Genomic DNA, 22307 nt, shown 5'->3' on the forward strand with positions numbered 1-22307 from the left:
CATTAAGTCTTAGCTTGCGATTACTTGCTGGTATCGATGGGATCGAAAGACTTAACCAAATCATCGATTGCTTTCATCTGCTTCAGATAATTTTCTAACTGATGCAAAGGCAGCGCACATGGGCCGTCGCACTTAGCGTTATCAGGATCGGGATGGGCTTCTATGAATAGACCCGCTAAACCTAGCGCCATACCGCTGCGCGCTAACTCGGTCGCTTGAGCACGACGCCCGCCCGCAGAATCGGCACGGCCACCAGGGCGCTGCAGCGCATGGGTCGCATCGAAAATGACAGGGTAACCAGATTGTTTCATCTCATCCATGCCCAACATATCAACGACTAAGTTGTTATAGCCGAAGCTTGAACCACGTTCACACAGGATGATCTCGTCATTACCCGCTTCGTTAAACTTAGTGATGATGTGGCGCATTTCGTGCGGCGCTAAAAACTGTGGCTTTTTCACGTTAATGATAGCGCCGGTTTTTGCCATAGCGACAACCAGATCTGTCTGACGGGCTAGAAATGCAGGTAACTGAATAATATCAACTACTTCTGCCACTGGCGCACACTGATGCACTTCATGCACGTCGGTGATCAAAGGTAAATTAAAGGTCTTTTTAATCTCTTCAAAAATCTTTAAGCCTTCCTCCATACCTGGACCGCGGTAAGAGTTGATCGAAGAACGATTCGCCTTATCAAAAGACGCCTTAAATATATAAGGGATCCCCAGCTTTTGAGTCACTTTGGCGTAGGTTTCAGCAATCGACATAGCGAGATCGCGAGACTCAAGCACGTTCATGCCACCAAACAACACGAAAGGTTTATCGTTGGCAATCTCGATTGAACCTAGGTTTATGATTTTATTACTCATCGCAACTTCTCTCTAAAATGCTGGAACCTTTCCCAGCGGTGAATAGGAGCTAAGGCGGTTATACCGCAACTAACTGTAAAATTTGACCACAAATCCATGCCATATAGGTTCCTAACGCATAACCTAATACGGCTAACAGTACGCCCACTGGTGCTAAAGCGGGGTGAAATGCCGCCGCAACTACAGGGGCTGACGCAGCGCCACCCACATTAGCTTGGCTGCCTACGGCCATATAAAATAACGGGGCTTTAATCAGCTTAGCCACCAATAACATAAAGCTTGCGTGAACTATCATCCACACAATACCAATTAAAAAGTACAATGGCGTATCGAGCACCTTACTCACATCCATATGTAGACCAATGGTCGCAACTAAGATGTAAAGGAAGGCTGAAGCCACTTTTGATGCCCCCGCCGCCTCTAAATGACGCACTGGGCTGAATGACATCGCCAAACCAATCGTTGTGACTATCACCACTAACCAGAAGAATTTAGAGGTTAAACTGTAATCTGCGGTCCAAGGATAGTTCACTTCAAAAAATGGCCCCAGAAAATCAGCGGCGATATGAGCAATACCTGTGATACCAAAGCCTACAGCGACAATCAGCATAAGATCACGCAGATTAGGAATGCGTGCATTTTCAGCGTGATACTTTTCAACTTTATCTTTTAACGCTTCAATTGCAGAAGTATCCGCACCGGTTTTAGCATCGATCTCTTTCGCTTTTGAGGCCAGAAACAGCAGCACTGCCATCCAAATATTGGCGACTATCACATCGACTGTCACCATCACAGAGAAAATATTACCGCCCACGTCATAAATCTCTTTCATTGCAGCTTGGTTTGCGCCCCCACCAATCCAGCTCCCCGCTAAGGTCGTCATACCACGCCATACCGCATCGGGGCCATCGACCCCAATTAAAGAAGGTTCAATAACCGACACCAGCAACAAGGCGATAGGGCCGCCGATAACGATACCGACAGTGCCGGTTAAAAACATGATCAAAGCTTTCGGCCCTAAACTTAAAATAGCTTTTAAATCAACGCTTAAAATCAATAAGACTAAACAAGCTGGCAGCAAATAACGGGATGCCACAAAATACAGTTGTGAGGTATTACCATCGATTACCCCAAAGGTATTCAATAACGATGGCAAGAAATAGCACAATAAAAGGGCGGGAATAAAACGATAAAACTTCTGCCAAAAAGGATGACTACTGCTACTGGTATAAAATACAAAACCTAGAATTGTCGCGAGTATTCCTAACGCCGTGGCATCATTCGTCACTAAAGCCGTGCTTGTCATGCTAATTTCTCCCTGTCGATACAGTTATTATTTTTATTAGAGACTTAACTTTTAAGTCCCTGGGTCAAACTTCCATCTGCCCAGTGTTATTATTTTTGCGGATTGAATTCGTTAATAAAAGTTGAATAAATAAGAAGAGCCCCGAAAGGCTCTGCTTTAGTGATAAACCTCGGCGTGTTCGTTTAATTCTTTGAGCTGCATCTTCACTATCTCGATCACGGGATCGTGAGGACTATTATCAACAAAATGCTGCAGATCGGCAGCGGCCACATTAATACAACCCAACTGCTGTGCAATAAATGCCCGCTCACGATTCAAATGCACATCGTCAACATGCCATTGCAACAGCAGACTGCAACACTCCATCGCTGCCTCAAATTGATGCGACACTATGCAACCCGCCTTAAGCTCATGCAGCATACGCGTCAGCAGTTTTTTCACCGTTGCAGGCTTTAAGTAACTCGTCTTAAGCTCAGCAGCATTACCTAACTCGCCGCGCACTAACACGTGCAACTGGTGACGGGTGAGTTCCTTGCCCGTTAAAGGATCCAAATAACTCACTTCACCGCCAATCTTACAACGCAACACCGTATTGCCAGGTAGCAATATGGGTTCGAGTTCAAGATCTAACTGCTTCGCCAGCAACATCAATACCGTCGCCAGCGTTGTACTATTACCTTGGCGACTAATTAAGCAAGTACCTAAATCTGCCGCCTCTGTACTGAAGTAGTTCTCACGAACACAAAAACCTAAATCCTCGTAAAACCAATGCAACAGCGCATTAAAACGCTGTTGTTGATCAACCAAGTAATGACTTAATACGGCTCCCGCCATTTCAAACCAAGCCCATTTAGCGGCTTCAAGTTTAGAAAATCCAAGGTGCGCACCTACATCCAATGCCGACTCGGGCAATGAAATGCCATCTTGCAGAGTGTAGTTACCCATTAACCCAATAATACCGCTTGTTTAAAATGAGCCAATTTAGCAGCATAAACCAACCAACCTATCGCGCCTAAGTAAGCAAACACTTTGAACAATTTGTTTCTGTTTGCTTTTATAGCAATGGCGCCTAGGACAATGTAAGCAACTACAGCACCGATTTTTTCGGTCATCCAAGGATCCACAAAAGGAAATTGCTGGATCATAAAACACAAAGTTAAGCCCGACAGCAATAGGAAAGTGTCGATAACATGGGGCGCTATCTTGAGCAGCTTCTTCTCCATCAGAGCCGATTGGCGCAGATGCAGGACAAAGCGCACGGTAAGCAGTAACACGCTCAACGCGATAAAGGTAAAATGCAGATGTTTAACCGCAGGATATAGACTGTAAAAAGTTTCCATTACGATACTTATGGCCAGTGACAAAGGCGCTAGTTTACCCTAATCCTTGGCGGCATACCAATGCCTATCAGCCTAGATATTCAGAGCTAACATCATAAAAAATCAAACGAGAAGTGACGATGAATTTAAGCTTAATTAACGATGAATCAACCGAGTTCGCCGACGCTGTAAAACAAAAAATTGTCGAGTTCAACCAAGTCCAATGGCAGGGGCTTAGCCGTAAAAATCTCGGACTCAAACTACAGGACTCCGAAGGTAAACTGTTAGCAGGGATCAGCGGTAAAACCTTCGGCAATTGGTTGTTAATCGATTATCTGTGGGTCGATGATTCTTTAAGACACCAAAGTATCGGCACGCACTTATTGTTAGCCGCAGAAAGCCAAGCAAAAGAACGCGGCTGCCAATTTGCCCTACTCGATACCTTAGATTTTCAAGCTAAGCCCTTTTATGAGCGCCACGACTATCGCGTGCAGTGGATACAACCAGCCTACCCAGAAACCGGCAGTAAATTCTTTATGGTAAAAGTCTTGTGATGTTTAAGGTAAGCGGTCATAACCGTACCCAATGCTTAGGCTACCATTTCTGATATCTAACTCAGACCGTTTCAATGAACTTGAGCTAATTGCGAGTGGTTAATGATTTGCGCACCTTTTACTCGCAAAGCTACAAACGGAAAAATAAGACATAGGACAGGCGTCCTCAGCCGAAGCAACCCAATTGAATTAAATCTTCAACCTAATCCGGTTTAAACACGCCGATCACAGCACCGGTGGCTTTTTCTGTGACCTTTTCATCGGTTTGCTGTTCACGGTAATCACACTCTGTGCATTCAACGGTTTCGATGCCGTTTTCCTTGTAGAGTAAAATGCTGTCTTTGGCGCTGCATTTTGGGCACTTAGCACCGGCTACGAAACGCTTTTTGATTTTAGTGTTTGTCATAATAGATAAAGGACCAGATAGCAGGGCCAAGGGACTCGGCCGAAGAAATTGCCGCTATTTTGCCACACTGATGATTGAATGCCAGTGTTACCTGAAAGTATGAGGCCTTAAGCCAATGTGATGCGATTCGCTCAAGATCGTCCTGAAAAGTCGAATAATTGTCCTAGTTATCGGGTCAGGCTGTGGTTTGAAACTGGGTTGTACGCTATTATCTGTGCCCTGACGAATTCACGTTCTAACCAAGTTGTAGTTAATGATCAGCATCAACCAAGCGCAATTAATCCGTGGCAGCAAAACCCTGCTAGATGAGACCTCTCTCACGATTTATCCCGGCCATAAGGTCGGTTTAGTCGGTGCTAACGGCACAGGCAAATCCTCACTGCTCGCATTAATTTTAGGTCACTTAAGCCTAGATAAAGGTGAATTTAGTCTGCCTTCTGGCTGGCAAATTGCCACTGTGGCCCAAGAAACCCCTGCGCTCGACGTCTCGGCACTGGAATATGTGATCGATGGCGATAGCGAATATCGTCAATTAGAAGCCCTATTACACAAGGCCCAAGAAGATAACGACGGCAATGCCATCGCACTCTTACACGGCAAAATCGACGCTATCGGTGGTTATGCGATTCATTCGCGCGCGGGTTCATTGTTAGCGGGTCTGGGCTTTAGTGAAGCCGAGCAAAGCAATCCAGTGAAAAGCTTTTCGGGTGGTTGGCGTATGCGCCTCAACTTAGCCCAAGCGCTACTGTGCCGCTCTGACTTATTGCTCCTCGACGAACCAACCAACCACTTAGACTTAGATACCATGTACTGGCTCGAAGGTTGGATTAAGTCCTATCAAGGCACGCTGATTTTAATCAGCCATGATAGGGACTTTATCGATGAAATCGTTGATGAAATCGTCCACGTTGAAAATCAAAAACTCAATTTCTACAAAGGCAATTACAGTGCCTTTGAGCGCATTCGTGCCGAACGTATGTCGCAACAACAGGTTGCCTTTGAACGCCAACAAAAAGAACGTGCACACATGCAGTCCTTCGTTGACCGTTTCCGTTACAAGGCAAGTAAAGCCAAACAAGCGCAGAGCCGCTTAAAGGCACTAGAGCGCATGACTGAGTTGTTGCCGTCTCAAGCCGATAGCCCCTTTTATATGGAGTTTCGTGCCCCTGAAGCCCTGCCCAATCCGCTGATTAAGATGGAGCAAGTCGCAATAGGCTATGGCGACAAACCCATCCTGAGCAAGGTGCATTTAAACTTAGTACCGGGGGCGCGCATTGGTTTACTCGGCCGTAACGGCGCGGGTAAATCGACATTAATCAAGTTGTTATCGGGTCAATTATCGCCAATGACAGGTTTGTATGAACCTAATCCCGGCGTTAATATTGGCTACTTTGCCCAGCATCAAATCGAATTTTTACGCCTCGACGACACGCCGATGCAGCATTTAGTACGTCTGGCACCCAATGCCAGAGAGCAAGAGTTGCGTAACTTCTTAGGCGGTTTTGGCTTTAATGGCGATATGGCGCTCTCACCTGTACGCCCCTTTTCTGGCGGCGAGAAAGCCCGTTTAGTGTTGGCGCTATTAGTTTGGCAACGCCCTAACCTATTGCTCCTCGATGAACCCACCAACCATTTAGACTTAGAGATGCGCCACGCCCTGACAATGGCACTGCAAACCTTTGAAGGTGCTATGGTTGTCGTCTCGCATGATAGGCATTTACTGCGTTTAACCTGTAGTGATTATTATCTGGTCGATCAAGGTGAAGTACGCGCCTTCGACGGCGACTTAGACGATTATCACCAATGGTTGCTCGATGCGGCGAAAGCCAACTCGAATCAAAACAGCACCAGCGACGAGATCAAACCTGCCGCCGATAAAAAACAGCAAAAACGCCTCGAGGCCGAGATCCGCCAAAAGGTATCGCCGCTCAAGCGCAAACAAACTAAGTTAGAAACCGAGCAACAAAAGCTGAGCGAACGCCTCGCCGAGCTAGAGCACTTGCTGGCAGATAGCGAATTGTATGATCAAGATAACAAAGCCAAGCTAACCTCGGTATTAACCGAGCGAACGAGCTTGACGCAAACCTTAGAAGACAGTGAAATGCAATGGCTCGAGTTGCAAGAAGAGATAGATGCAATGGAGCAAGAGGTCATGGAGCAACAATAACTCCAGCGTTCTTTTACATAAAAGTCAGTAGCAGCGGCAATACAAGGAAATAGTATGGCGGTTTTAACCCAGTTCGACAGTCAACTCTGGCAATGGTGTGATATGAGCTATGCGCAAAACAAAGCGCTCTGTCTCGAATTGCAAAATAGCTGTCAGGTGAACGTCAATCTACTGCTACTGGCACAATATTTAGATATCACTATGGATGTGTCTGGGCCGCAGCAATACAGCACGGACCAATGGCAAGCACTGATGAATGCTGTAGGTGAATGGGATGAAAGGTTTCTCACGCCCTATCGCAAATTACGTAAACTCGCTAAATCCAGCCTGAATGAGCAAGAGTATCAGCAGATGCTCGCTGTTGAGCTGATGATGGAACGTAAAGCGCAGCGAACCATCTTGAATAAACTCAATGAACTCAGCCCAAACGGCCAAGCGACAAATCTAGTGAGCTACTTAAGCCTGTTTGGACTCAGTGACATTGACGCCAACGAAATCGGCCTCATTGCGCCCTGATCTAAGTTAATCAAGTTAAAACAAGCTCAACCATGTTAGCTCAAACTCAATCAAATTAACGCTATGATCATCTGAGCCGCTAACAGCTGCGGCCTTGCGGATAGCGTTCACAGTCATCCTCGATCACCAACCAGTTCAGCTGACTCTCAGTATAAATATGGTACTTAGGCTGAACTTGATTAGCATCGTCCAGACTCGCTATGCTCAAGGTCGAATAATCAGGATATTGAGTATGTCGGTAAGTTAACGATGTACCGCATTGGTCACAAAATCCACGGCGAATAAACTCGGACGATGCAAACTCAGTCACCTGACCTTTAAGCCAAATCACTTGGCTGAGTTTAAAATCCATCCAAGCCCCAAATGCAGATCCCGTGCTTTTTTGGCATGAACGGCAGTGGCAATAATCCGCATCAAAGGGTTCACCTTCAATCAGATAACGAATCGCGCCGCATAAGCAACCACCTTCCCGTAATATGTTTTCAGACATTCACACCCCATCAAGCTTTATCAAGCTAAGCTGCATTTTGATAAGATAACATCAGGCTTTACCGTCAGTGAGCTTTTGCGCAAGTGCGGTGGCATTACGCGCCGTGATGCCATAAATCGACAGCTGCGGGTTAGCGCCAAGGCTGGTCGGGAAGATAGAGCCATCCATTACAGATAAATTTTCTAAATAGTGCGACTGACCATAACTGTTGACCATAGAAAGCTTTTCATCTTCGCCGAAGGGACAACCGCCCATCACATGGGCCGATGCAACGATAGTGCGCAGTGGCGCGAGTGACATCTGCGCAATGCTTTCTTTGGCGTCTTTCCACGAGGATAAGTAAGGCATGCCATCGCTGATCGGCAACACTTTTAAGGCGCCAGCCGAGAATTGTAACTCCGCCATACTGGCAAAAGCGCGTCTCGCGGCCCGCCAAAAGGCATCGGTCAGCGGATAATCTAAAGCAAAACCCTTATCCGTTAAGTGTACTTCACCGCCTTGACTGTCGGGATGATAGCCATCGCGGATCAAAGCGATAGTCACTTGCAACTGATTGAATTGTGACATTAACTCAGCATGACTTGTACCATAACCTAAGGTTTTAGAGGCAATTAAAATCGGATGCACCGGCGGCACTTCGAGTTTATAACCCAGCTCACCATCGGCGCCATTGTTCCACACAAATTCATCGGAATAGATAGATTGCGGCGCACCGCTATGGCCATTGATCGAATCGGCAAATACGCCGCCGGATAACAAAGTAGGATGTAAAAAGGTGCGTTTACCCAAAAGTTGGTGGGGATCGGGCACTTGCGAACGCATCAAAATCGTCGGTGTATGGATAGCACCTGCACTCAAAATATAATGTTTAGCCTTAAATAACAGCTCAACGTCAGTGGGTCGTAAATTCACATCCAACGCCTGCGCCTTTAACGCAAACACTTGACCATTATGGTGCTCAATCTTAGTCACTTTAGCGCGACTGATCAGCTGCGCGCCTTTCTCAAGTGCCGCGGGAATCGTGGTGACTAGCATAGATTGCTTCGCATTGACCGGACAACCCATGCCGCAATAGCCGGTATTCCAGCAACCCGCCACATTGCGTTTAATCACAGTGTATTCCCAGCCAAGATTGATACAACCTTGCTTCAGGGCGGCATTATTGCGATTAGGCTCATAATTCCATTCATGAATGTTGAGCCGTTGTTCCATTTGCTCAAACCAAGGGTCTAAGCTCTCGCGATTGAGCCCAGCAACCGATTTATGTTGCGCCCAAAAGGCTAACGCCTCGGTCGGCGTGCGAATAGAAGTGGTCCAGTTAACTGTGGTTGAGCCACCGACTGCGCGGCCTTGAAAAATGCCAATCGCCTTATCGGCGGTTTTCATCGCCGCAGCTTGTTGATACAAGTTGGGGTAAGCGACTCGCTCTTCCATATTAAAATCGCTGGAGGATTTTAGCGGTCCCGCCTCAATCATGATCACGCTCAGCCCTGCTTGGGTGAGGATTTCAGCCGTCACACCGCCGCCAGCACCTGTGCCGACAATAATCACATCGGCTTCAAACTGCTGGTTTTCTTGCAATTGGCTCGCATCAGTGTGCAACCAACCAGAGTTTAAACCATTCACTATAGGATCTATGATTGCCAACTTGAGTGCTCCACTGTCGCGGGTAAAATGCTTATTATTCGGCGTTTGATTAGGTTAAAAATGGACTCGCTATTTGAACAGTTCAGGCTTGGCATAATGCAGGCGGCTCCAGTGCTCAGGACAAGCGTAGTAACTTGCCATCACTAATTCCCGCAATCCGAGATAAGCCGTTTGTAACAAAGCAAAATAACTGTGGCGCCAAGTTTCTAACATATCAGTTAACTCGGCGGGAGAGCGCATCAATAGCGGTGTCATACTCGAAGTGAGTACCAGTAAACCAAGACGATTTTCGAGCATATCGAGCAGCTCAAATAACTCGGTCTGCTGCTCATCGGGTAACACAGCAATCGACTGTTTGATGGCATCTAAAGTGCGGTTTTGTGCCGCCAACTTATGGATGGCCACATCAGGCAAGGCGCCGTCGAGCATCACAGGCAAAAGCACGCTAAACAACAAACGATAATCTTTGCCTTCGCTATCCTCGGGCAAACTAAACTCAGGAGAATAGAGATTAACCCCTAAGGCTAACGCCGCCGTACCGGCAAACGCGCCCATTATAAAGGTTCGTCGCTTCATCTCTATCTCCTAATTATCAACCTAAATGTCGGCCTAAATATCAGCATAAAAAACAATTGTGCTACAATGGCCGCGAGTTTATACCCAAGCGACCTCAAAATACGAATTTCAGCATTTTGAGTTGGTTTGGGTATAAATTAAACACACGTTTTAATTTTCAGCAATAGCCGATACCAAGATAAACATCTATGCCAAATTCCTTTATGCCACCTTGGTGGGCCAAGAGCCCCCATATACAAACGATTTTACCCGTATTCACTAAAGTGGCCAAACCAGCATTACAGCGGCAGCGCTTAGAGTTACCCGATGGCGATTTTATCGATTTAGATTGGCAGGATGTTCCACAGTCTGGCAAACCGATCGTGGTGATCATCCACGGCTTAGAAGGAAGTGCTCAATCCCATTATGCGCGGCGGATACTGCAAGCCTGTAAGGAACAGCAACTAGCTGCCGTCGTGCATCATCACAGAAGTTGTTCGGGTGAGGCCAATCGCCTCGCCCGCAGTTATCACAGTGGCGATACGGACGATTTACAGTTTAGTCTATCGACACTGAAAAGCGCGTATCCGCAATCGCCCTTATTAGCCGTAGGTTACAGTTTAGGCGGCAATGTGCTGACTAAGTATCAAGGCGAATATCAGGATGATAGTTTATTAGCCCGCGCTGTGGTTGTCTCTGCGCCGCTGCAATTGTCAGCCTGTGCTAAACGCTTGGAAAATGGCTTTTCAAAGGTGTATCAAAGTTATTTAATCAAACAGTTACAACAGAAGATAAGCCATAAACTGAACGATCCCGACTTAGCCATCTCTATGCCGCTGAGCCAGTTGCAGGTCGACCGTTTAAATACCTTCTATGATTTTGACGATAAAGTCACAGCACCATTACACGGCTTTGACGGCGTCGACGATTACTATACGCGTGCCAGTGGCTTACCCTTTGTTAGCCGTATAACTAAACCGACGCTCATCATACATGCTAAGGACGATCCCTTTATGACCGATGAAGTGATCCCCCAGCCAAACCAATTATCGGGTTATGTAGAATACGAACTGCATCCCTATGGCGGTCATGTTGGCTTTATCGAAGGCGGTACACCTTGGAAACCGCGCTTCTACCTTGAGCGACGGATTTTACATTTTTTACTAGGCGATCAAAGTGTTCACTCGCTTAGCACAGACCCAATCAACGGCGACAATATCACCCAAGGAAACACCGATGCTCATTCCCTATGAAACCCTGTTACAACTCCCCAAGGAAACGCTGGCCAATCTGATCCGCGAATATCTCTTCGGTCAAGTGGAGGATGGCAGCTTTGCCAGTCTCGATGAGCAGGAACTTGCTCAAGCTATAATCCAATGTCAACAAGCACTTAAGCAAGGTAAGCTGAAATTAGAGTACAGTGAAGACGATGAATCCTTCGCCATACGTTCAGCGGAACAAATAGCACAGCAGCAAGATTGACCAGTCCTATCTCTGTACCGTATAAATAGTACTCGCGTTTTTATCGCTTCCCCATAAGCGGCTCTTTTGGTTCCTAGCTAGGTAGAAAAAATGTCAGCAAAACATCCCATTATTGCAGTTACAGGCTCATCAGGCGCGGGAACCACCACGACGACCACCGCCTTTAGCCATATTTTTCGCCAACTCGGGATCAACGCCGCCTTTGTCGAAGGCGACAGTTTTCATCATTTTACCCGCGCCGAAATGGAAGTCATGATCCGCAAATCCCAAGCTGAAAACCGCAATCTTAGCTATTTTGGCCCAGAGGCTAATAACTTTGCTCGTTTAGAGCAATGCTTTCGCGATTACAGCACCACAGGCCAAGGTGAAACCCGCAGCTATTTACACACCTTCGATGAGGCAGTGCCTTTTAACCAGATGCCTGGCACTTTTACCCAATGGCGACCACTACCTGAAAATACCGATATGCTCTACTACGAAGGCTTACATGGCGGCGTAGTTACTGGTGATGCCAATGTCGCCCAGCATGTGGACTTGCTAATCGGCATGGTGCCCATAGTCAACTTAGAGTGGATCCAAAAAATTATCCGCGATACTTCGGAGCGTGGCCACAGCCGTGAAAAAGTCATGGGCTCGATTGTGCGCAGTATGGACGACTATATTAAGCACATGACGCCACAGTTCTCCCGCACTCACATTAACTTTCAGCGAGTACCGACGGTCGATACCTCTAACCCATTTAGTGCCAAAGATATTCCGAGCTTAGATGAGAGCTTTGTGGTGATCCGCTTCCGCGGTATCAATAATGTCGACTTCCCCTATTACCTCAATATGATCCAAGGTTCATTTATGTCACGGGTCAACACACTCGTCGTCCCCGGCGGCAAAATGTCGCTGGCGATGGAGCTGATCCTCACGCCTTTGATTAAAGATTTGATGGAAAAACGTCAGCAACTTAATACCCCAGAAGCGAACTGAAACCTTGAGGATTTGTGGGCAATTTTGACTAAAGGCTAAGGAAAGAAAGTCTTTTTTTGCAATGGATTAAGTTTTATTTAAGCCACTAGCGCTAATCTTGTCGGCATCGGGATTTCAGGCGAAAGAACGATAGTTGGCATACTCTTGGGAGTTAATTCCCCCATCTTGATCTGTTGATTTCCTTGAGTATGTCAGCAACCTTTTATGAAGAATGAATTCCACATCTATGCTTGATCTGTTGATTCCCTCGAATATATCAGCAACCTTTTTAACGAAACTATATAAGTTAATTCCGCATCCATGCTTGATATATTGATTACCTTAAGTATGTCAACAACCTCTCAGAAAATAGGTTCTAGGCTCTAGATTCTAGGAAAACAGAACGTTCGTAAACTCACTCATAGAACGCTGCACTTACCGAAAGGGCAAAGCCTGTTCCGTAAATCGTGAGTCACAAAGTGACGTTCTGTAGCAGTTTGCTGCATGCCGTTATCCGTAGCCGCAACGCGACGTTCTAGCAGTTGCGAAGCAACGCCCTAGCAGACCAAAGACCGTCCTAGATTTTTATACATCACCATGCACTCTAAGGCTATGCCTCTGGGCGAACAGTAGATAGATTCCTCCTCTAAACCTTCACCACCAAAACCACAGTGACGATAGAAATCCACCGCATTTAAAGTTGACTCCAATCTGAGTTGGGCTATCCCCTGATTAAAAGCCATAGTTTCAATAAATTGTAGCAATACCTTGCCGATACCTAACCCCATAGCATTGGGGGAAACAAACAAGGCTTCTAACTGGGCATAGGGTTCATCCAACATGGCAGTGCCGACCACAGTCTTAAGCTGCGACTCGTCAGAGGACAACTCTGCCACATAAAAATGTGCATCGACGATACGGCTAAATTGCTCGGTCAGTTCGCCCTCGGTCCAAATCACCAGATCGCCCGCATCATAAAATCCAGCGCAGCCCTTATTGATCGCCGCATTGCGGATATCCCAGCAGGCCTGAGCATCCGCTTTCGTTGCTTTTCGTATAGTTATCATCATGTTTCCCTATTAAAAATGCTCAGCCATAACATGCCATGAAGCCGCTAAAACGCCAAGTAAACGAGTGTTCTCATCTTTCAACCAATAAAAAACCGCCCGTAGGCGGTTTAATCAAAGCTACAGAACCTTAATGGATCTTTAGCTAACATATCTGATTTAGTCTTAGCGCTAGGCTTAGCCTTTAATCAATTCACTAATAGTCAATACGCCGTGGGTCGTTGCACCCGCGCCCCACATGGCAGAAGCTGAATCTTCAAAAGCGCCCGCTAAATCAACGTGTAACCATTTAGCTTCGGGTGACACGAAACGCCATAAGAAACCAGCGGCATTAGAAGCACCACCTGCACCGCCGCCTTTCATTGCGCGGCTGTTTGCGGTGTCAGCATAGGCAGATGGACACATTTCTTTGTGCCAAGGATCCAGTGGCAGCGGCCATACGCGCTCGGCAACGCTAGTGGCTTTTTGCTGGGCCAGTTGCAACACATCCGCCTGTGGCGAGAAAATCGCGTTGTAGTTAGAACCCACCGCCATCACAGCAGCGCCTGTAAGGGTCGCTGCATCGATAATAAAAGGTGCGCCTGTAGCAGAAGCAGCTTGTAGGCCATCGGCCAACACTAGACGCCCTTCCGCATCCGTGTTCACCACTTCAACTGTTACACCATTTTTGTAGGTCAGAATATCACCTAACTTATAGGCGCGACCGCTGATCAAGTTTTCAGCACAACATAAGAAGAGTTTAACGCGTTTGTTGAGGCCAGACTTGATCGCTAAACCAAGTGCTGCAGTCACAGTCGCCGCGCCGCCCATATCGCATTTCATGCCTAACATGCCTTCAGAAGCTTTGATACTGTAGCCGCCAGAATCAAAGGTAATCCCTTTACCCACAAGCGCCACAGACACAGGTGCATCGGCGGCTAATGGGTTGAAGTCTAACTCTAACATTGCCGGTGGACGCTCACTGCCGCGACCGACGGCATGGATACCAATCCACTGCTCTTCAAGCAGCGCTTCACCTTCGATAATCCGATAACTCACCTTGTCGCCACCAACGTCAGCCAACCATTTTGCGGCTTGCTGGGCGAGTTTCACTGGCGACAGGTTTTCAGGCGTATCGTTGATCAGTTGACGGGCAAAGGTTGCCACATCGAGTCGACGTTGCAATTCTGCTTGTACAGACTCATCACCACACCAGTGGATTTGATAGCCTGGTTTTGCCGTCGCGAAACCTTGGGCAAATACCCATTGGCTATTGAGATCCCAAAACTGCCCAGCTAATTCCACACTGCTAATGCCTTGACTGCGCAGTTTACGGGCCGCCATTTGAATTTGACGCAGCTCATCGCCACCTGCTAAATGAATTTGCGCACCGTCGGCAGTATAAGTCACATCAGCCTTGCCCCAGTGGGCTGCCGGTGCTTCTTTGGTTAATTGCACTTTCATCAATTCAGTTACTTTTAGTTCACTCATTAGGGATCCTTATTTTTCGATTCGTTTTAGAACAATCAATCAGAACAATCAATCAGCAATCAGAACAAACTTTATGGCGGCAGTTTACTGCTAGCAGGCGATGACGCAAAGCGATTGGCTGAAGTTACTCAGGTAAAATCTGTAAACATTTGCGAAATTTGCTAGGCTTTGCGACCTAGAACAGCCGAGATAGGTCTACCTATGGAATTTACACCGCCGCTACAACAGGGCATTTTATTGCGCCGCTATAAGCGTTTTCTGGCAGATGTGCAGCTAAGCGATGGCAGTGAGATCACCCTACATTGCCCCAATACCGGCTCTATGCGTAATTGCCTGTATCCCGGTGAAACCGTGTGGTTTTCTACCTCTGATAACCCTAAACGTAAATATGCCCATACGTGGGAACTAATGACCACGCCAGATGCAGGCTTAATCGGTATCCACTCGGGTCAGGCGAATACCTTAGCCAAAGAAGCCATCAATAAAGGTATCATCAAGGAACTCACGGGTTATGATAGCCTAAGCCGTGAAGTCAAATACGGTGATGAAAATAGTCGCATCGATATCCTGCTACAGGGTGCTCAAAAACCCGCCTGTTATATAGAAGTCAAAAGTTGTACTTTGCTCGAAGATGGCCAAGGTTATTTTCCCGATGCTGTGAGCCTACGCGGTCAAAAACATTTACGTGAATTGATGCACATGGTGAGCCAAGGCCATAGAGCCGTATTGCTGTTTGTGGTGCAGCACAGTGAAATATTCAGTGTTGCCCCCGCAGCACATATCGACCCTGAATATGCTAAGTTACTGAAAATGGCTGTATTAGCCGGCGTTGAAGTGCTAGCCTATCGCTGTAAAATCTCCCCTACAGAGATTCACCTAGCCCAAGCCTGCGATGTACGAGTATGATGTTAAGGCTGAGTTAAATTTGATTTCATTTGAATTAGCGAACATAGTCAAAAAATTCAATCAAAGCAGAATGAAAAGTTTGCCTCGATGTGAAGATTCTGCTATAGATAGCGGCCGTTCTTAAGGACGCCCTACAAACGCAAATGATTACAGGAGATGCGTTATGCCTGAAGGCACCAAAAAACTTGGCGTACTCGCTATCGCAGGTGTAAATCCTTACCAGGAAAAGCCGGGTGAGGAGTATATGAACGCTAAGCAACTGGGTCACTTCAAGACAATTCTTGAAGCTTGGCGCAATCAGTTGCGTGAAGAGGTCGACCGTACTCTTAGCCACATGCAGGACGAAGCCGCAAACTTTCCCGATCCTGTTGACCGTGCAGCACAAGAAGAAGAGTTCAGCCTCGAACTTCGTGCTCGCGATAGAGAACGTAAGCTGATCAAAAAAATCGAAAAAACACTGCAAAAAATTGAAGAAGACGATTTCGGCTTCTGTGATTCTTGCGGTATCGAAATCGGCATCCGCCGTCTCGAAGCGCGTCCAACAGCCGATCAATGCATCGACTGTAAAACGCTTGCAGAGATCAAAGAGAAACAAATGGCTGGTTAATCAAGCATACTGGGCGGGGATTTCCCCGCCTATTTGTTTCTAGCAACTCGTAATCTCGACGAGCTTAAGCCAAGCTCACTCCAATTTACCCCGATTCGCTTTTCTCTTAGCATACCTCTAAAATACATCCACTTTTACCGTCGCGACTTTAAAACGCCATCTAGTTGTTATGTCAAAGCTATTACATTCCGATTTATCCAGCCAGCCCTATGTCGGCCGCTTTGCGCCTTCGCCTTCGGGTGCCTTGCACTTTGGCTCGCTTATCGCCGCCCTTGGCAGCTATCTGCGCGCCCGCTCCCTACAGGGTAAATGGCTAATTCGCATCGAAGATATAGACCCACCGCGGGAAGTCAAAGGTGCCGCCGATGATATCTTACGCACCTTAGAAGCCTATGGATTTGAGTGGGATGATATGCCTCTGTATCAAAGCCAGCGCACAGCAGCTTATCAAGCGCAAATTGACTCGCTGCTCGCCCAAGATAAAGCCTATTTCTGCCAATGTAGTCGCAAGCAAATTCAAGCCATGGGCGGCGTCTACGATGGCCGCTGCCACCGATTGCCACAAACCCAGTCTGCAAATCTTGTTAGGTCGGGTGCGGTGCGAATCGTCAACACGGCGCAAGTGCAAGAATTTGATGACAATCTAATGGGCCATATTTGCGTTGATCGCCATTTTGCCGCAGAGGATTTCATCATCAAACGCAGTGATGGTCTGTACGCCTATCAACTGGCCGTGGTACTCGACGATGCTTATCAAGGGATCACCGAAGTGGTTCGAGGCTGCGACTTAATCGAGGCCAGTTGTCGCCAACTGAGTTTGTATCAAAGCTTTGGTTTAGCCACACCGCAATGGCTGCACTTGCCACTCGCCTGCATAAGTAAAGGCTTTAAGCTCTCAAAACAGAATCATGCACAGGCAATTGATACACTTAATCCACAGGCGAGCCTCAATGCGGCACTGACATTTTTAGGCCAACCCCCCGTCGAAACCCGCGGCTCTGTGGCGCAAATGCTCGCTCAAGCCGTGGATCAGTTTCAATTATCCACTATACCGCAACAATCTGAGATACTGATCGAGCCCTGATATACTCATTAGGCCGCATTTGGTATATGATAGCCGCCAGATTTTTAATCAAATAACAGATCATATTTCGAGGTGTCCCATTTTTCGCCGTATCAGCCAATTCTGCAAACAGCTATTTGAAGACGCGCCTAAAACGACCGCTCCGACTCCAGCTCAGATTGAACCAACAACACCTGAACAAAGTTCCGGTGCTTTGAGTTTAGAGTTAGTACCAAGAGATGCCCATACCATCTCGCGCAAACAAATCAGCGAGAATGCCCTTAAGGTATTATACAGACTGAATAAATCTGGCTTTAAAGCCTATTTAGTCGGCGGCGGTGTACGCGATTTACTCTTAGGGATTGAACCGAAAGATTTCGACATAGTGACCAATGCAACACCGGAAGAAATCAAAAAATTATTCCGTAATTGCCGTGTTGTCGGTCGCCGTTTCCGCTTAGCGCACATTGTTTTCGGTCGCGATGTGATTGAAGTCGCCACCTTCCGTGGTCACCATGGCGAAAGCAATGAGAAAGTCTCGAAAGCCAATGCAGAAGGGCGTTTGCTGCGCGATAACGTCTATGGCGAAATCGATGAAGATGCCGAGCGCCGCGACTTTACCGTCAATGCCCTCTATTACGATATCAGCGATTACTCGATTCGCAGCTACGGCGGCGGTATGGCCGATCTCAAAGCTGGCACGCTGAGATTAATCGGCGATCCAGAAACCCGTTACCGTGAAGATCCCGTGCGTATGTTAAGGGCGGTGCGTTTCGCCACTAAACTCAACATGGGTATCGAAACAGTAACAGCAGCGCCGATTAAACAATTAGCGCCGCTGCTAAAAGATATTCCCGCAGCGCGTATGTACGAAGAAGTGTTGAAACTCTTCTTTGCAGGCAAAGCCTTAGCCAACTTCGAACTGATGCAAGAATACAAGCTATTCGCGCCGCTGTTTCCGCAAGTGGCCGCTCTGCTAAAAGATGATCCTAAAGGTACGACCATGAAAATGGTGCAAGCCATCATGAAGAGCACAGATCAAAGAGTTAACGAAGATAAGCCGGTCACACCTTCATTCTTCTATGCTGCGCTTCTCTGGTATCCACTGCGTCAACGCGCCGAAGATATTGCCGTTGAAAGTGGCCTGACGTTATATGATGCCTTCTTTGCCGCCATGGGCGATGTGATGGAGCAACAATGCCAAACCATTAGCATTCCGCGCCGTTTTAGCACGCCGGCAAAAGACATTTGGCAGTTACAGTTACGCTTTGATCGTAGCCAAGGCACCCGCGCCTTTAAACTGATGGAACACCCTAAGTTTAGAGCCGCATACGATTTACTCTTACTCAGGGGCGAAGTCGAAGCGGGTAATGTCGCTAAAAGTGCCGCTTGGTGGCAACAATTTGTCGAAGCCGATGAAACGGAACGTTTAGCAATAGCGCGTAGCGGCAGTAAATCGCCAAACCGCAACCGTAATGCCACCCAACGTCGTCGCCGTCCTCGTGCACCGAATGCCGATGGTTCAGCGCCGACGAGCGCACCTAAAGCGAGTGGCACACCTAAAGTTAAAACGGCTGAATAATGCCCCGCGTCTACGTCGCATTAGGAGCAAATCTTGAAGATCCCAAGGCGCAATTGGACAATGCCGTGACGGCATTGTCCGCCTTAGGCAATAGTCTCGTCGTTTCTCCCTATTACCATTCGACGCCTATGGGCGATGTCGTGCAACCCGATTATGTAAATGCGGTGGCGAGTTTCGATACTGATCTCATGCCATTAGCCTTACTCGATGCACTGCAGCATATTGAAAACACCCAAGGTCGAGTCCGCCTAGAGCGTTGGGGGCCTAGAACCTTAGATCTCGATTTACTCTTGTATGGTAATGAGAACATTGACATTCCTAGACTCAAAGTGCCCCACTACGGCATGAAAACGCGCAGCTTTGTGCTCGTGCCTTTAGCCGCAATTGCACCGGATCTGATTCTGCCTTGCAACACTGCCATCGACAGTCTTATCGATACAAAAATGTTGGCCGAGTTACAACAACTGGGCATTGATCATTGAAGTCCGTCCTCAGTTAGCTTATAACACCACTTCTATTTGGTTTGAAGATCATCCATATGTCTAAAATTACTAGCTCAACCCTGTTGAAATACAAACAGGAAGGTAGAAAATTCACGGCACTGACAGCCTATGATGCCAGTTTTGCCAGCGCGTTCGATAGCGAAGGTGTCGATGTGCTGCTGGTCGGCGATTCTTTGGGAATGGTTCTCCAAGGCCATGACGATACCCTGCCCGTCACTACTGCAGAAATCGCTTACCATACTCGCTGTGTTCGTCGCGGTATTGAACGTGCCCTGCTGATCGCCGATATGCCCTTTATGAGTTACGCCACGCCAGAACAAGCTATGGTCAACGCCACTGAGTTAATGCAAGCTGGCGCGAACATGGTCAAGGTCGAAGGCGGCCACTGGTTACTCGAAACCGTCACTAAGCTTACCGAACGCGGTATTCCTGTGTGTGCCCACTTAGGCTTGACGCCTCAGTCGGTTCATGTGTTTGGTGGTTTTAAAGTGCAAGGCCGCGATGCCGAAAATGCCCAGCGCATCCTCGACGAAGCTAAGGCTTTAGAAGCCGCGGGTGCTCAACTATTAGTCGTAGAATGTATCCCTGCGCCTCTCGCTGCGGCGATCACTCAAGCCTTAACGATTCCTGTCATTGGAATTGGCGCAGGCGCATCGACCGACGGTCAAATCTTGGTGATGCATGATGTGTTAGGTATTTCAAGTGGTTACATTCCACGTTTCTCGAAAAACTACCTAAAACAAACCGGTGAAATTCGTTCTGCGGTACGTGCTTATATCGACGAAGTTGCCCAAGGAACTTTTCCTAGCGAAGAACACACTTTTAATAAATAACAGATTTATGCAAGGTAAGGCTCAATGATCACTAGCGCCCATATTGATGATATTCGCACTCAAGTGCGTGCATGGCGTGCCAAGGGCGAAACTGTCGCCTTTGTGCCGACCATGGGCAATCTCCATCGGGGACACATCACCTTAGTGAAAGAAGCGGCTAAACGTTGTGATCATGTGGTGGTATCGATTTTCGTCAATCCAATGCAGTTTGGCCAGAACGAAGATCTCGATGCCTACCCACGCACACTCGCCGCCGACAGTGAAGCCCTCACCGCCGCTGGCGCTGAGTTGCTGTTTACCCCAACGCCAGCCGTGATGTATCCCAAGGGCTTAGCGCAACAAACCTATGTTGAAGTGCCAGGTATTTCAGATCTGCTCTGCGGCGCTAGCCGTCCGGGGCATTTTCGAGGCGTTGCGACTATCGTCTGTAAACTATTCAACATAGTACAGCCCGATGTGGCACTCTTTGGCAATAAAGACTATCAACAGCTATTAGTCATTGAAACTATGGTTGAAGACTTGTCATTACCGATTGAGATTATCGGTGTTGATACCATACGTGAGGACTCAGGTTTAGCCATGAGTTCGCGCAATAGTTATCTCACCGCCGCAGAAAAAGCCGCTGCACCAGCATTAAAACAGGCGATAGATGCTATGGCTGCAGGGATCAAACAAGGTCAGAGTGTTGATGCTGTCACCGAGCAAGCGAAAATCAGTTTAGTGGCTGCGGGCTTTACGCCGGATTATCTGGAAATTCGTCATGCCCACACGCTTGAGAAAGCGCAGAGCCAAGACCAAACCTTAGTCATTTTGGCCGCCGCCTATATAGGTAAAGCGCGACTTATCGACAACTTAAGGTTCGATCGCTAATCTCTTAAGCGTTATCAATAAATAAAAAGGAGCACTCGCTCCTTTTTATTTACCCAATGCTCGACCAGAAGCTATTTTCTTCTTTAGAATCAATCCAAGCGCCAAAAATTTGAAGCGTCAAAAACTGGTTTTATCCCTAAATTTACGCCATAGTATGATGCAGATGTTAATTTAAGGTAAATGATTAGCAGCAGACATTGACGAGTGAATTTGACCTTATAATGATGTATGGCTAATCCTTTAATTTATTGGGCTTAACAGCCCGTCGACCTAACAATAAACGGTTAAAAAGGCATAATAATATAAACGTCATAATCACTATTTATTATGCTTAATCAAACAATTAAATCATAATAGCTATGCAAGTGTACAAAGGATTTGTGGCCTCATGGCAAGACTGATACTCACCCTAATTTGTCTTATTTTGCCCACTGCAATACAGGCAAATACCATTTATAAATGCCGTAAAGATGACAAAATTGTCTTTAGCCAAACCGCTTGTCCGCAGGAATTTAGCCAACATAAAATCGAATACCAGTTAGGGATAACGACTGAAGTAGACTCTGATAAAAGGGACATTCCTGTCGATCCCTTACACACTCTACTGAATAGCCGAACCATTTCTAAAGAAAAATTATTGCAGTTACTCGACGGCGAAATATATCGTCTTAAGCAGGAAAATAGCTATTTTGAAATTCTGCGCGCCAGTGAATTGCAGAAATTAGAACGTAAGCGTTATTGGCAAAATAAAGAGAAAACCGATCCTGAATACATTAACGAAATGGACGATATCAATACTCGCTTCAATGCGTTAACTGTGAGTAATAACAGTGCGATGCAACAACTGGAAGACCGTAAAAGCCAAATCAGTACCGAAGCATTCCATGAAGAGTTAAAAGAACCAGAAAAGCACTGATCTCGCATAAAACAGTAGTATTAATCTTTTCTCTACCCCATTAAGGAATTCAATCATAATAATGGTAATTTTCCGCTCACAGTAATGTCCCTTTGTTTAACCTAGGATTCATTACCGCAAGGATAAGAAGCCTGTTGTTGCACACAGGGTAAATGACATAGGTTGCTACAGTTAATTAAACTCCTCAGCAGTTTCTCGCTGGCACAAACGCGTGCTTTTTTA

The 22307-nt window shown here is 46.9% G+C and carries 24 protein-coding genes; 14 read left to right on the forward strand and 10 right to left on the reverse strand.

Annotated features, from left to right (window positions below; translation table 11 throughout):
• Nucleotides 1-20: 20 nt before the first annotated feature.
• The 4 genes from kdsA to GWI56_RS10620 all read right to left on the reverse strand — a co-directional run bounded on the left by kdsA (nt 21) and on the right by GWI56_RS10620 (nt 3515).
• Nucleotides 21-869 carry a 3-deoxy-8-phosphooctulonate synthase gene (gene kdsA / locus GWI56_RS10605; RefSeq protein ID WP_198572867.1) on the reverse strand — a complete coding sequence of 283 codons (849 nt, stop codon included), beginning with the start codon at nt 867-869 and terminating at the stop codon, nt 21-23.
• 58 nt (nt 870-927) lie between these two features.
• Nucleotides 928-2175 carry a DUF819 family protein gene (locus GWI56_RS10610; protein WP_105250145.1) on the reverse strand — a complete coding sequence of 416 codons (1248 nt, stop codon included), beginning with the start codon at nt 2173-2175 and terminating at the stop codon, nt 928-930.
• Nucleotides 2176-2331: 156 nt separating this feature from the next.
• Nucleotides 2332-3120, reverse strand: coding sequence for a tetratricopeptide repeat protein (locus GWI56_RS10615; RefSeq protein ID WP_198572868.1), 789 nt, complete (start codon nt 3118-3120; stop codon nt 2332-2334).
• Nucleotides 3120-3515 carry a SirB2 family protein gene (locus tag GWI56_RS10620; RefSeq protein WP_006080263.1) on the reverse strand — a complete coding sequence of 132 codons (396 nt, stop codon included), beginning with the start codon at nt 3513-3515 and terminating at the stop codon, nt 3120-3122. Before GWI56_RS10620 ends, GWI56_RS10615 begins: the two co-directional genes overlap by 1 nt.
• 119 nt (nt 3516-3634) lie before the next feature.
• Between GWI56_RS10620 and GWI56_RS10625 the strand changes: the two genes are divergently transcribed.
• A complete protein-coding gene (locus GWI56_RS10625) occupies nt 3635-4048 on the forward strand; it encodes a GNAT family N-acetyltransferase (protein WP_198572869.1) in 414 nt (137 codons plus the stop codon).
• 202 nt (nt 4049-4250) lie between these two features.
• On the opposite strand, the gene GWI56_RS10630 is transcribed toward GWI56_RS10625, so the two are convergent.
• Nucleotides 4251-4454, reverse strand: a complete 204-nt coding sequence (locus GWI56_RS10630; RefSeq protein ID WP_012088350.1) for a YheV family putative zinc ribbon protein — start codon at nt 4452-4454, stop codon at nt 4251-4253.
• Nucleotides 4455-4707: 253 nt separating this feature from the next.
• On the opposite strand from GWI56_RS10630, the gene GWI56_RS10635 reads away from it, so the two are divergent.
• Nucleotides 4708-6621, forward strand: a complete 1914-nt coding sequence (locus GWI56_RS10635) for an ABC transporter ATP-binding protein (protein ID WP_198572870.1) — start codon at nt 4708-4710, stop codon at nt 6619-6621.
• A 54-nt stretch (nt 6622-6675) separates the two neighbouring features.
• Nucleotides 6676-7137 carry a TIGR02444 family protein gene (locus GWI56_RS10640; protein ID WP_006082954.1) on the forward strand — a complete coding sequence of 154 codons (462 nt, stop codon included), beginning with the start codon at nt 6676-6678 and terminating at the stop codon, nt 7135-7137.
• 79 nt (nt 7138-7216) lie between these two features.
• On the opposite strand, the gene GWI56_RS10645 is transcribed toward GWI56_RS10640, so the two are convergent.
• From GWI56_RS10645 to GWI56_RS10655, 3 genes are all read right to left on the reverse strand, one after another.
• Nucleotides 7217-7627 carry a GFA family protein gene (locus GWI56_RS10645; RefSeq protein ID WP_198572871.1) on the reverse strand — a complete coding sequence of 137 codons (411 nt, stop codon included), beginning with the start codon at nt 7625-7627 and terminating at the stop codon, nt 7217-7219.
• A gap of 51 nt (nt 7628-7678) precedes the next feature.
• Nucleotides 7679-9274 (reverse strand): GMC family oxidoreductase, encoded by a 1596-nt coding sequence (locus GWI56_RS10650; RefSeq protein ID WP_198572872.1) that lies wholly within the window; start codon nt 9272-9274, stop codon nt 7679-7681.
• Nucleotides 9275-9343: 69 nt separating this feature from the next.
• Entirely contained in the window at nt 9344-9850 is a 507-nt protein-coding gene (locus GWI56_RS10655; protein WP_105251529.1) for a TAT leader-containing periplasmic protein, read from the reverse strand.
• A gap of 188 nt (nt 9851-10038) precedes the next feature.
• Here GWI56_RS10655 and GWI56_RS10660 point away from each other — a divergent pair, with 188 nt between their 5' ends.
• From GWI56_RS10660 to GWI56_RS10670, 3 genes are all read left to right on the forward strand, one after another.
• Entirely contained in the window at nt 10039-11082 is a 1044-nt protein-coding gene (locus GWI56_RS10660; RefSeq protein WP_198572873.1) for a hydrolase, read from the forward strand.
• Nucleotides 11066-11311 carry a YheU family protein gene (locus GWI56_RS10665; RefSeq protein WP_198572874.1) on the forward strand — a complete coding sequence of 82 codons (246 nt, stop codon included), beginning with the start codon at nt 11066-11068 and terminating at the stop codon, nt 11309-11311. The genes GWI56_RS10660 and GWI56_RS10665 overlap by 17 nt, the downstream gene beginning before the upstream one ends.
• A gap of 90 nt (nt 11312-11401) precedes the next feature.
• Entirely contained in the window at nt 11402-12289 is an 888-nt protein-coding gene (locus tag GWI56_RS10670; RefSeq protein WP_011847692.1) for a phosphoribulokinase, read from the forward strand.
• A gap of 536 nt (nt 12290-12825) precedes the next feature.
• On the opposite strand, the gene GWI56_RS10675 is transcribed toward GWI56_RS10670, so the two are convergent.
• Together GWI56_RS10675 and pepB are read right to left on the reverse strand one after the other, a co-directional pair.
• The gene (locus GWI56_RS10675; protein WP_198572875.1) at nt 12826-13335 is read right to left on the reverse strand and encodes a GNAT family N-acetyltransferase; all 510 of its coding nucleotides are present in this window, start codon (nt 13333-13335) and stop codon (nt 12826-12828) included.
• A gap of 177 nt (nt 13336-13512) precedes the next feature.
• Nucleotides 13513-14805: an aminopeptidase PepB gene (gene pepB / locus GWI56_RS10680; RefSeq protein ID WP_198572876.1), complete on the reverse strand. Its 1293-nt coding sequence runs from the start codon at nt 14803-14805 to the stop codon at nt 13513-13515.
• A gap of 201 nt (nt 14806-15006) precedes the next feature.
• On the opposite strand from pepB, the gene sfsA reads away from it, so the two are divergent.
• The 8 genes from sfsA to GWI56_RS10720 all read left to right on the forward strand — a co-directional run bounded on the left by sfsA (nt 15007) and on the right by GWI56_RS10720 (nt 22085).
• Nucleotides 15007-15711, forward strand: a complete 705-nt coding sequence (gene sfsA, locus GWI56_RS10685) for a DNA/RNA nuclease SfsA (protein ID WP_198572877.1) — start codon at nt 15007-15009, stop codon at nt 15709-15711.
• Nucleotides 15712-15874: 163 nt separating this feature from the next.
• A complete protein-coding gene (gene dksA, locus GWI56_RS10690; protein ID WP_006082967.1) occupies nt 15875-16318 on the forward strand; it encodes an RNA polymerase-binding protein DksA in 444 nt (147 codons plus the stop codon).
• 169 nt (nt 16319-16487) lie between these two features.
• On the forward strand, nt 16488-17402 hold the full coding sequence (gene gluQRS, locus GWI56_RS10695) for a tRNA glutamyl-Q(34) synthetase GluQRS (RefSeq protein ID WP_198572878.1): 915 nt from the start codon (nt 16488-16490) through the stop codon (nt 17400-17402).
• Between the two features lie 19 nt (nt 17403-17421).
• A complete protein-coding gene (locus GWI56_RS10700) occupies nt 17422-18963 on the forward strand; it encodes a polynucleotide adenylyltransferase PcnB (RefSeq protein ID WP_173497280.1) in 1542 nt (513 codons plus the stop codon).
• Nucleotides 18963-19445 carry a 2-amino-4-hydroxy-6-hydroxymethyldihydropteridine diphosphokinase gene (folK, locus tag GWI56_RS10705; RefSeq protein ID WP_198572879.1) on the forward strand — a complete coding sequence of 161 codons (483 nt, stop codon included), beginning with the start codon at nt 18963-18965 and terminating at the stop codon, nt 19443-19445. The genes GWI56_RS10700 and folK overlap by 1 nt, the downstream gene beginning before the upstream one ends.
• A 56-nt stretch (nt 19446-19501) precedes the next feature.
• The gene (gene panB, locus GWI56_RS10710; RefSeq protein ID WP_198572880.1) at nt 19502-20299 is read left to right on the forward strand and encodes a 3-methyl-2-oxobutanoate hydroxymethyltransferase; all 798 of its coding nucleotides are present in this window, start codon (nt 19502-19504) and stop codon (nt 20297-20299) included.
• Nucleotides 20300-20323: 24 nt separating this feature from the next.
• A complete protein-coding gene (gene panC, locus GWI56_RS10715) occupies nt 20324-21169 on the forward strand; it encodes a pantoate--beta-alanine ligase (protein ID WP_198572881.1) in 846 nt (281 codons plus the stop codon).
• A 388-nt stretch (nt 21170-21557) separates the two neighbouring features.
• On the forward strand, nt 21558-22085 hold the full coding sequence (locus GWI56_RS10720; protein WP_198572882.1) for a DUF4124 domain-containing protein: 528 nt from the start codon (nt 21558-21560) through the stop codon (nt 22083-22085).
• The last annotated feature ends 222 nt before the right edge of the window (nt 22086-22307 follow it).

This window comes from Shewanella sp. DW31, assembly GCF_015767295.1.
Classification (GTDB): domain Bacteria; phylum Pseudomonadota; class Gammaproteobacteria; order Enterobacterales; family Shewanellaceae; genus Shewanella; species Shewanella oncorhynchi.

Bases quoted from the DNA above. Each gene is read 5' to 3' on its own strand.
- GWI56_RS10665 (WP_198572874.1), top strand. From the start codon at position 11,066: ATGCTCATTCCCTATGAAACCCTGTTACAACTCCCCAAGGAAACGCTG.
- gluQRS (WP_198572878.1), top strand. From the start codon at position 16,488: ATGTCAAAGCTATTACATTCCGATTTATCCAGCCAGCCCTATGTCGGC.
- GWI56_RS10635 (WP_198572870.1), top strand. From the start codon at position 4,708: ATGATCAGCATCAACCAAGCGCAATTAATCCGTGGCAGCAAAACCCTG.
- pepB (WP_198572876.1), bottom strand. From the start codon at position 14,805: ATGAGTGAACTAAAAGTAACTGAATTGATGAAAGTGCAATTAACCAAA.
- GWI56_RS10670 (WP_011847692.1), top strand. From the start codon at position 11,402: ATGTCAGCAAAACATCCCATTATTGCAGTTACAGGCTCATCAGGCGCG.
- GWI56_RS10610 (WP_105250145.1), bottom strand. From the start codon at position 2,175: ATGACAAGCACGGCTTTAGTGACGAATGATGCCACGGCGTTAGGAATA.
- GWI56_RS10625 (WP_198572869.1), top strand. From the start codon at position 3,635: ATGAATTTAAGCTTAATTAACGATGAATCAACCGAGTTCGCCGACGCT.
- GWI56_RS10615 (WP_198572868.1), bottom strand. From the start codon at position 3,120: ATGGGTAACTACACTCTGCAAGATGGCATTTCATTGCCCGAGTCGGCA.
- GWI56_RS10645 (WP_198572871.1), bottom strand. From the start codon at position 7,627: ATGTCTGAAAACATATTACGGGAAGGTGGTTGCTTATGCGGCGCGATT.
- panC (WP_198572881.1), top strand. From the start codon at position 20,324: ATGATCACTAGCGCCCATATTGATGATATTCGCACTCAAGTGCGTGCA.
- folK (WP_198572879.1), top strand. From the start codon at position 18,963: ATGCCCCGCGTCTACGTCGCATTAGGAGCAAATCTTGAAGATCCCAAG.
- dksA (WP_006082967.1), top strand. From the start codon at position 15,875: ATGCCTGAAGGCACCAAAAAACTTGGCGTACTCGCTATCGCAGGTGTA.
- GWI56_RS10660 (WP_198572873.1), top strand. From the start codon at position 10,039: ATGCCAAATTCCTTTATGCCACCTTGGTGGGCCAAGAGCCCCCATATA.
- GWI56_RS10675 (WP_198572875.1), bottom strand. From the start codon at position 13,335: ATGATAACTATACGAAAAGCAACGAAAGCGGATGCTCAGGCCTGCTGG.
- kdsA (WP_198572867.1), bottom strand. From the start codon at position 869: ATGAGTAATAAAATCATAAACCTAGGTTCAATCGAGATTGCCAACGAT.
- GWI56_RS10720 (WP_198572882.1), top strand. From the start codon at position 21,558: ATGGCAAGACTGATACTCACCCTAATTTGTCTTATTTTGCCCACTGCA.
- GWI56_RS10620 (WP_006080263.1), bottom strand. From the start codon at position 3,515: ATGGAAACTTTTTACAGTCTATATCCTGCGGTTAAACATCTGCATTTT.
- panB (WP_198572880.1), top strand. From the start codon at position 19,502: ATGTCTAAAATTACTAGCTCAACCCTGTTGAAATACAAACAGGAAGGT.
- GWI56_RS10655 (WP_105251529.1), bottom strand. From the start codon at position 9,850: ATGAAGCGACGAACCTTTATAATGGGCGCGTTTGCCGGTACGGCGGCG.
- GWI56_RS10640 (WP_006082954.1), top strand. From the start codon at position 6,676: ATGGCGGTTTTAACCCAGTTCGACAGTCAACTCTGGCAATGGTGTGAT.
- sfsA (WP_198572877.1), top strand. From the start codon at position 15,007: ATGGAATTTACACCGCCGCTACAACAGGGCATTTTATTGCGCCGCTAT.
- GWI56_RS10630 (WP_012088350.1), bottom strand. From the start codon at position 4,454: ATGACAAACACTAAAATCAAAAAGCGTTTCGTAGCCGGTGCTAAGTGC.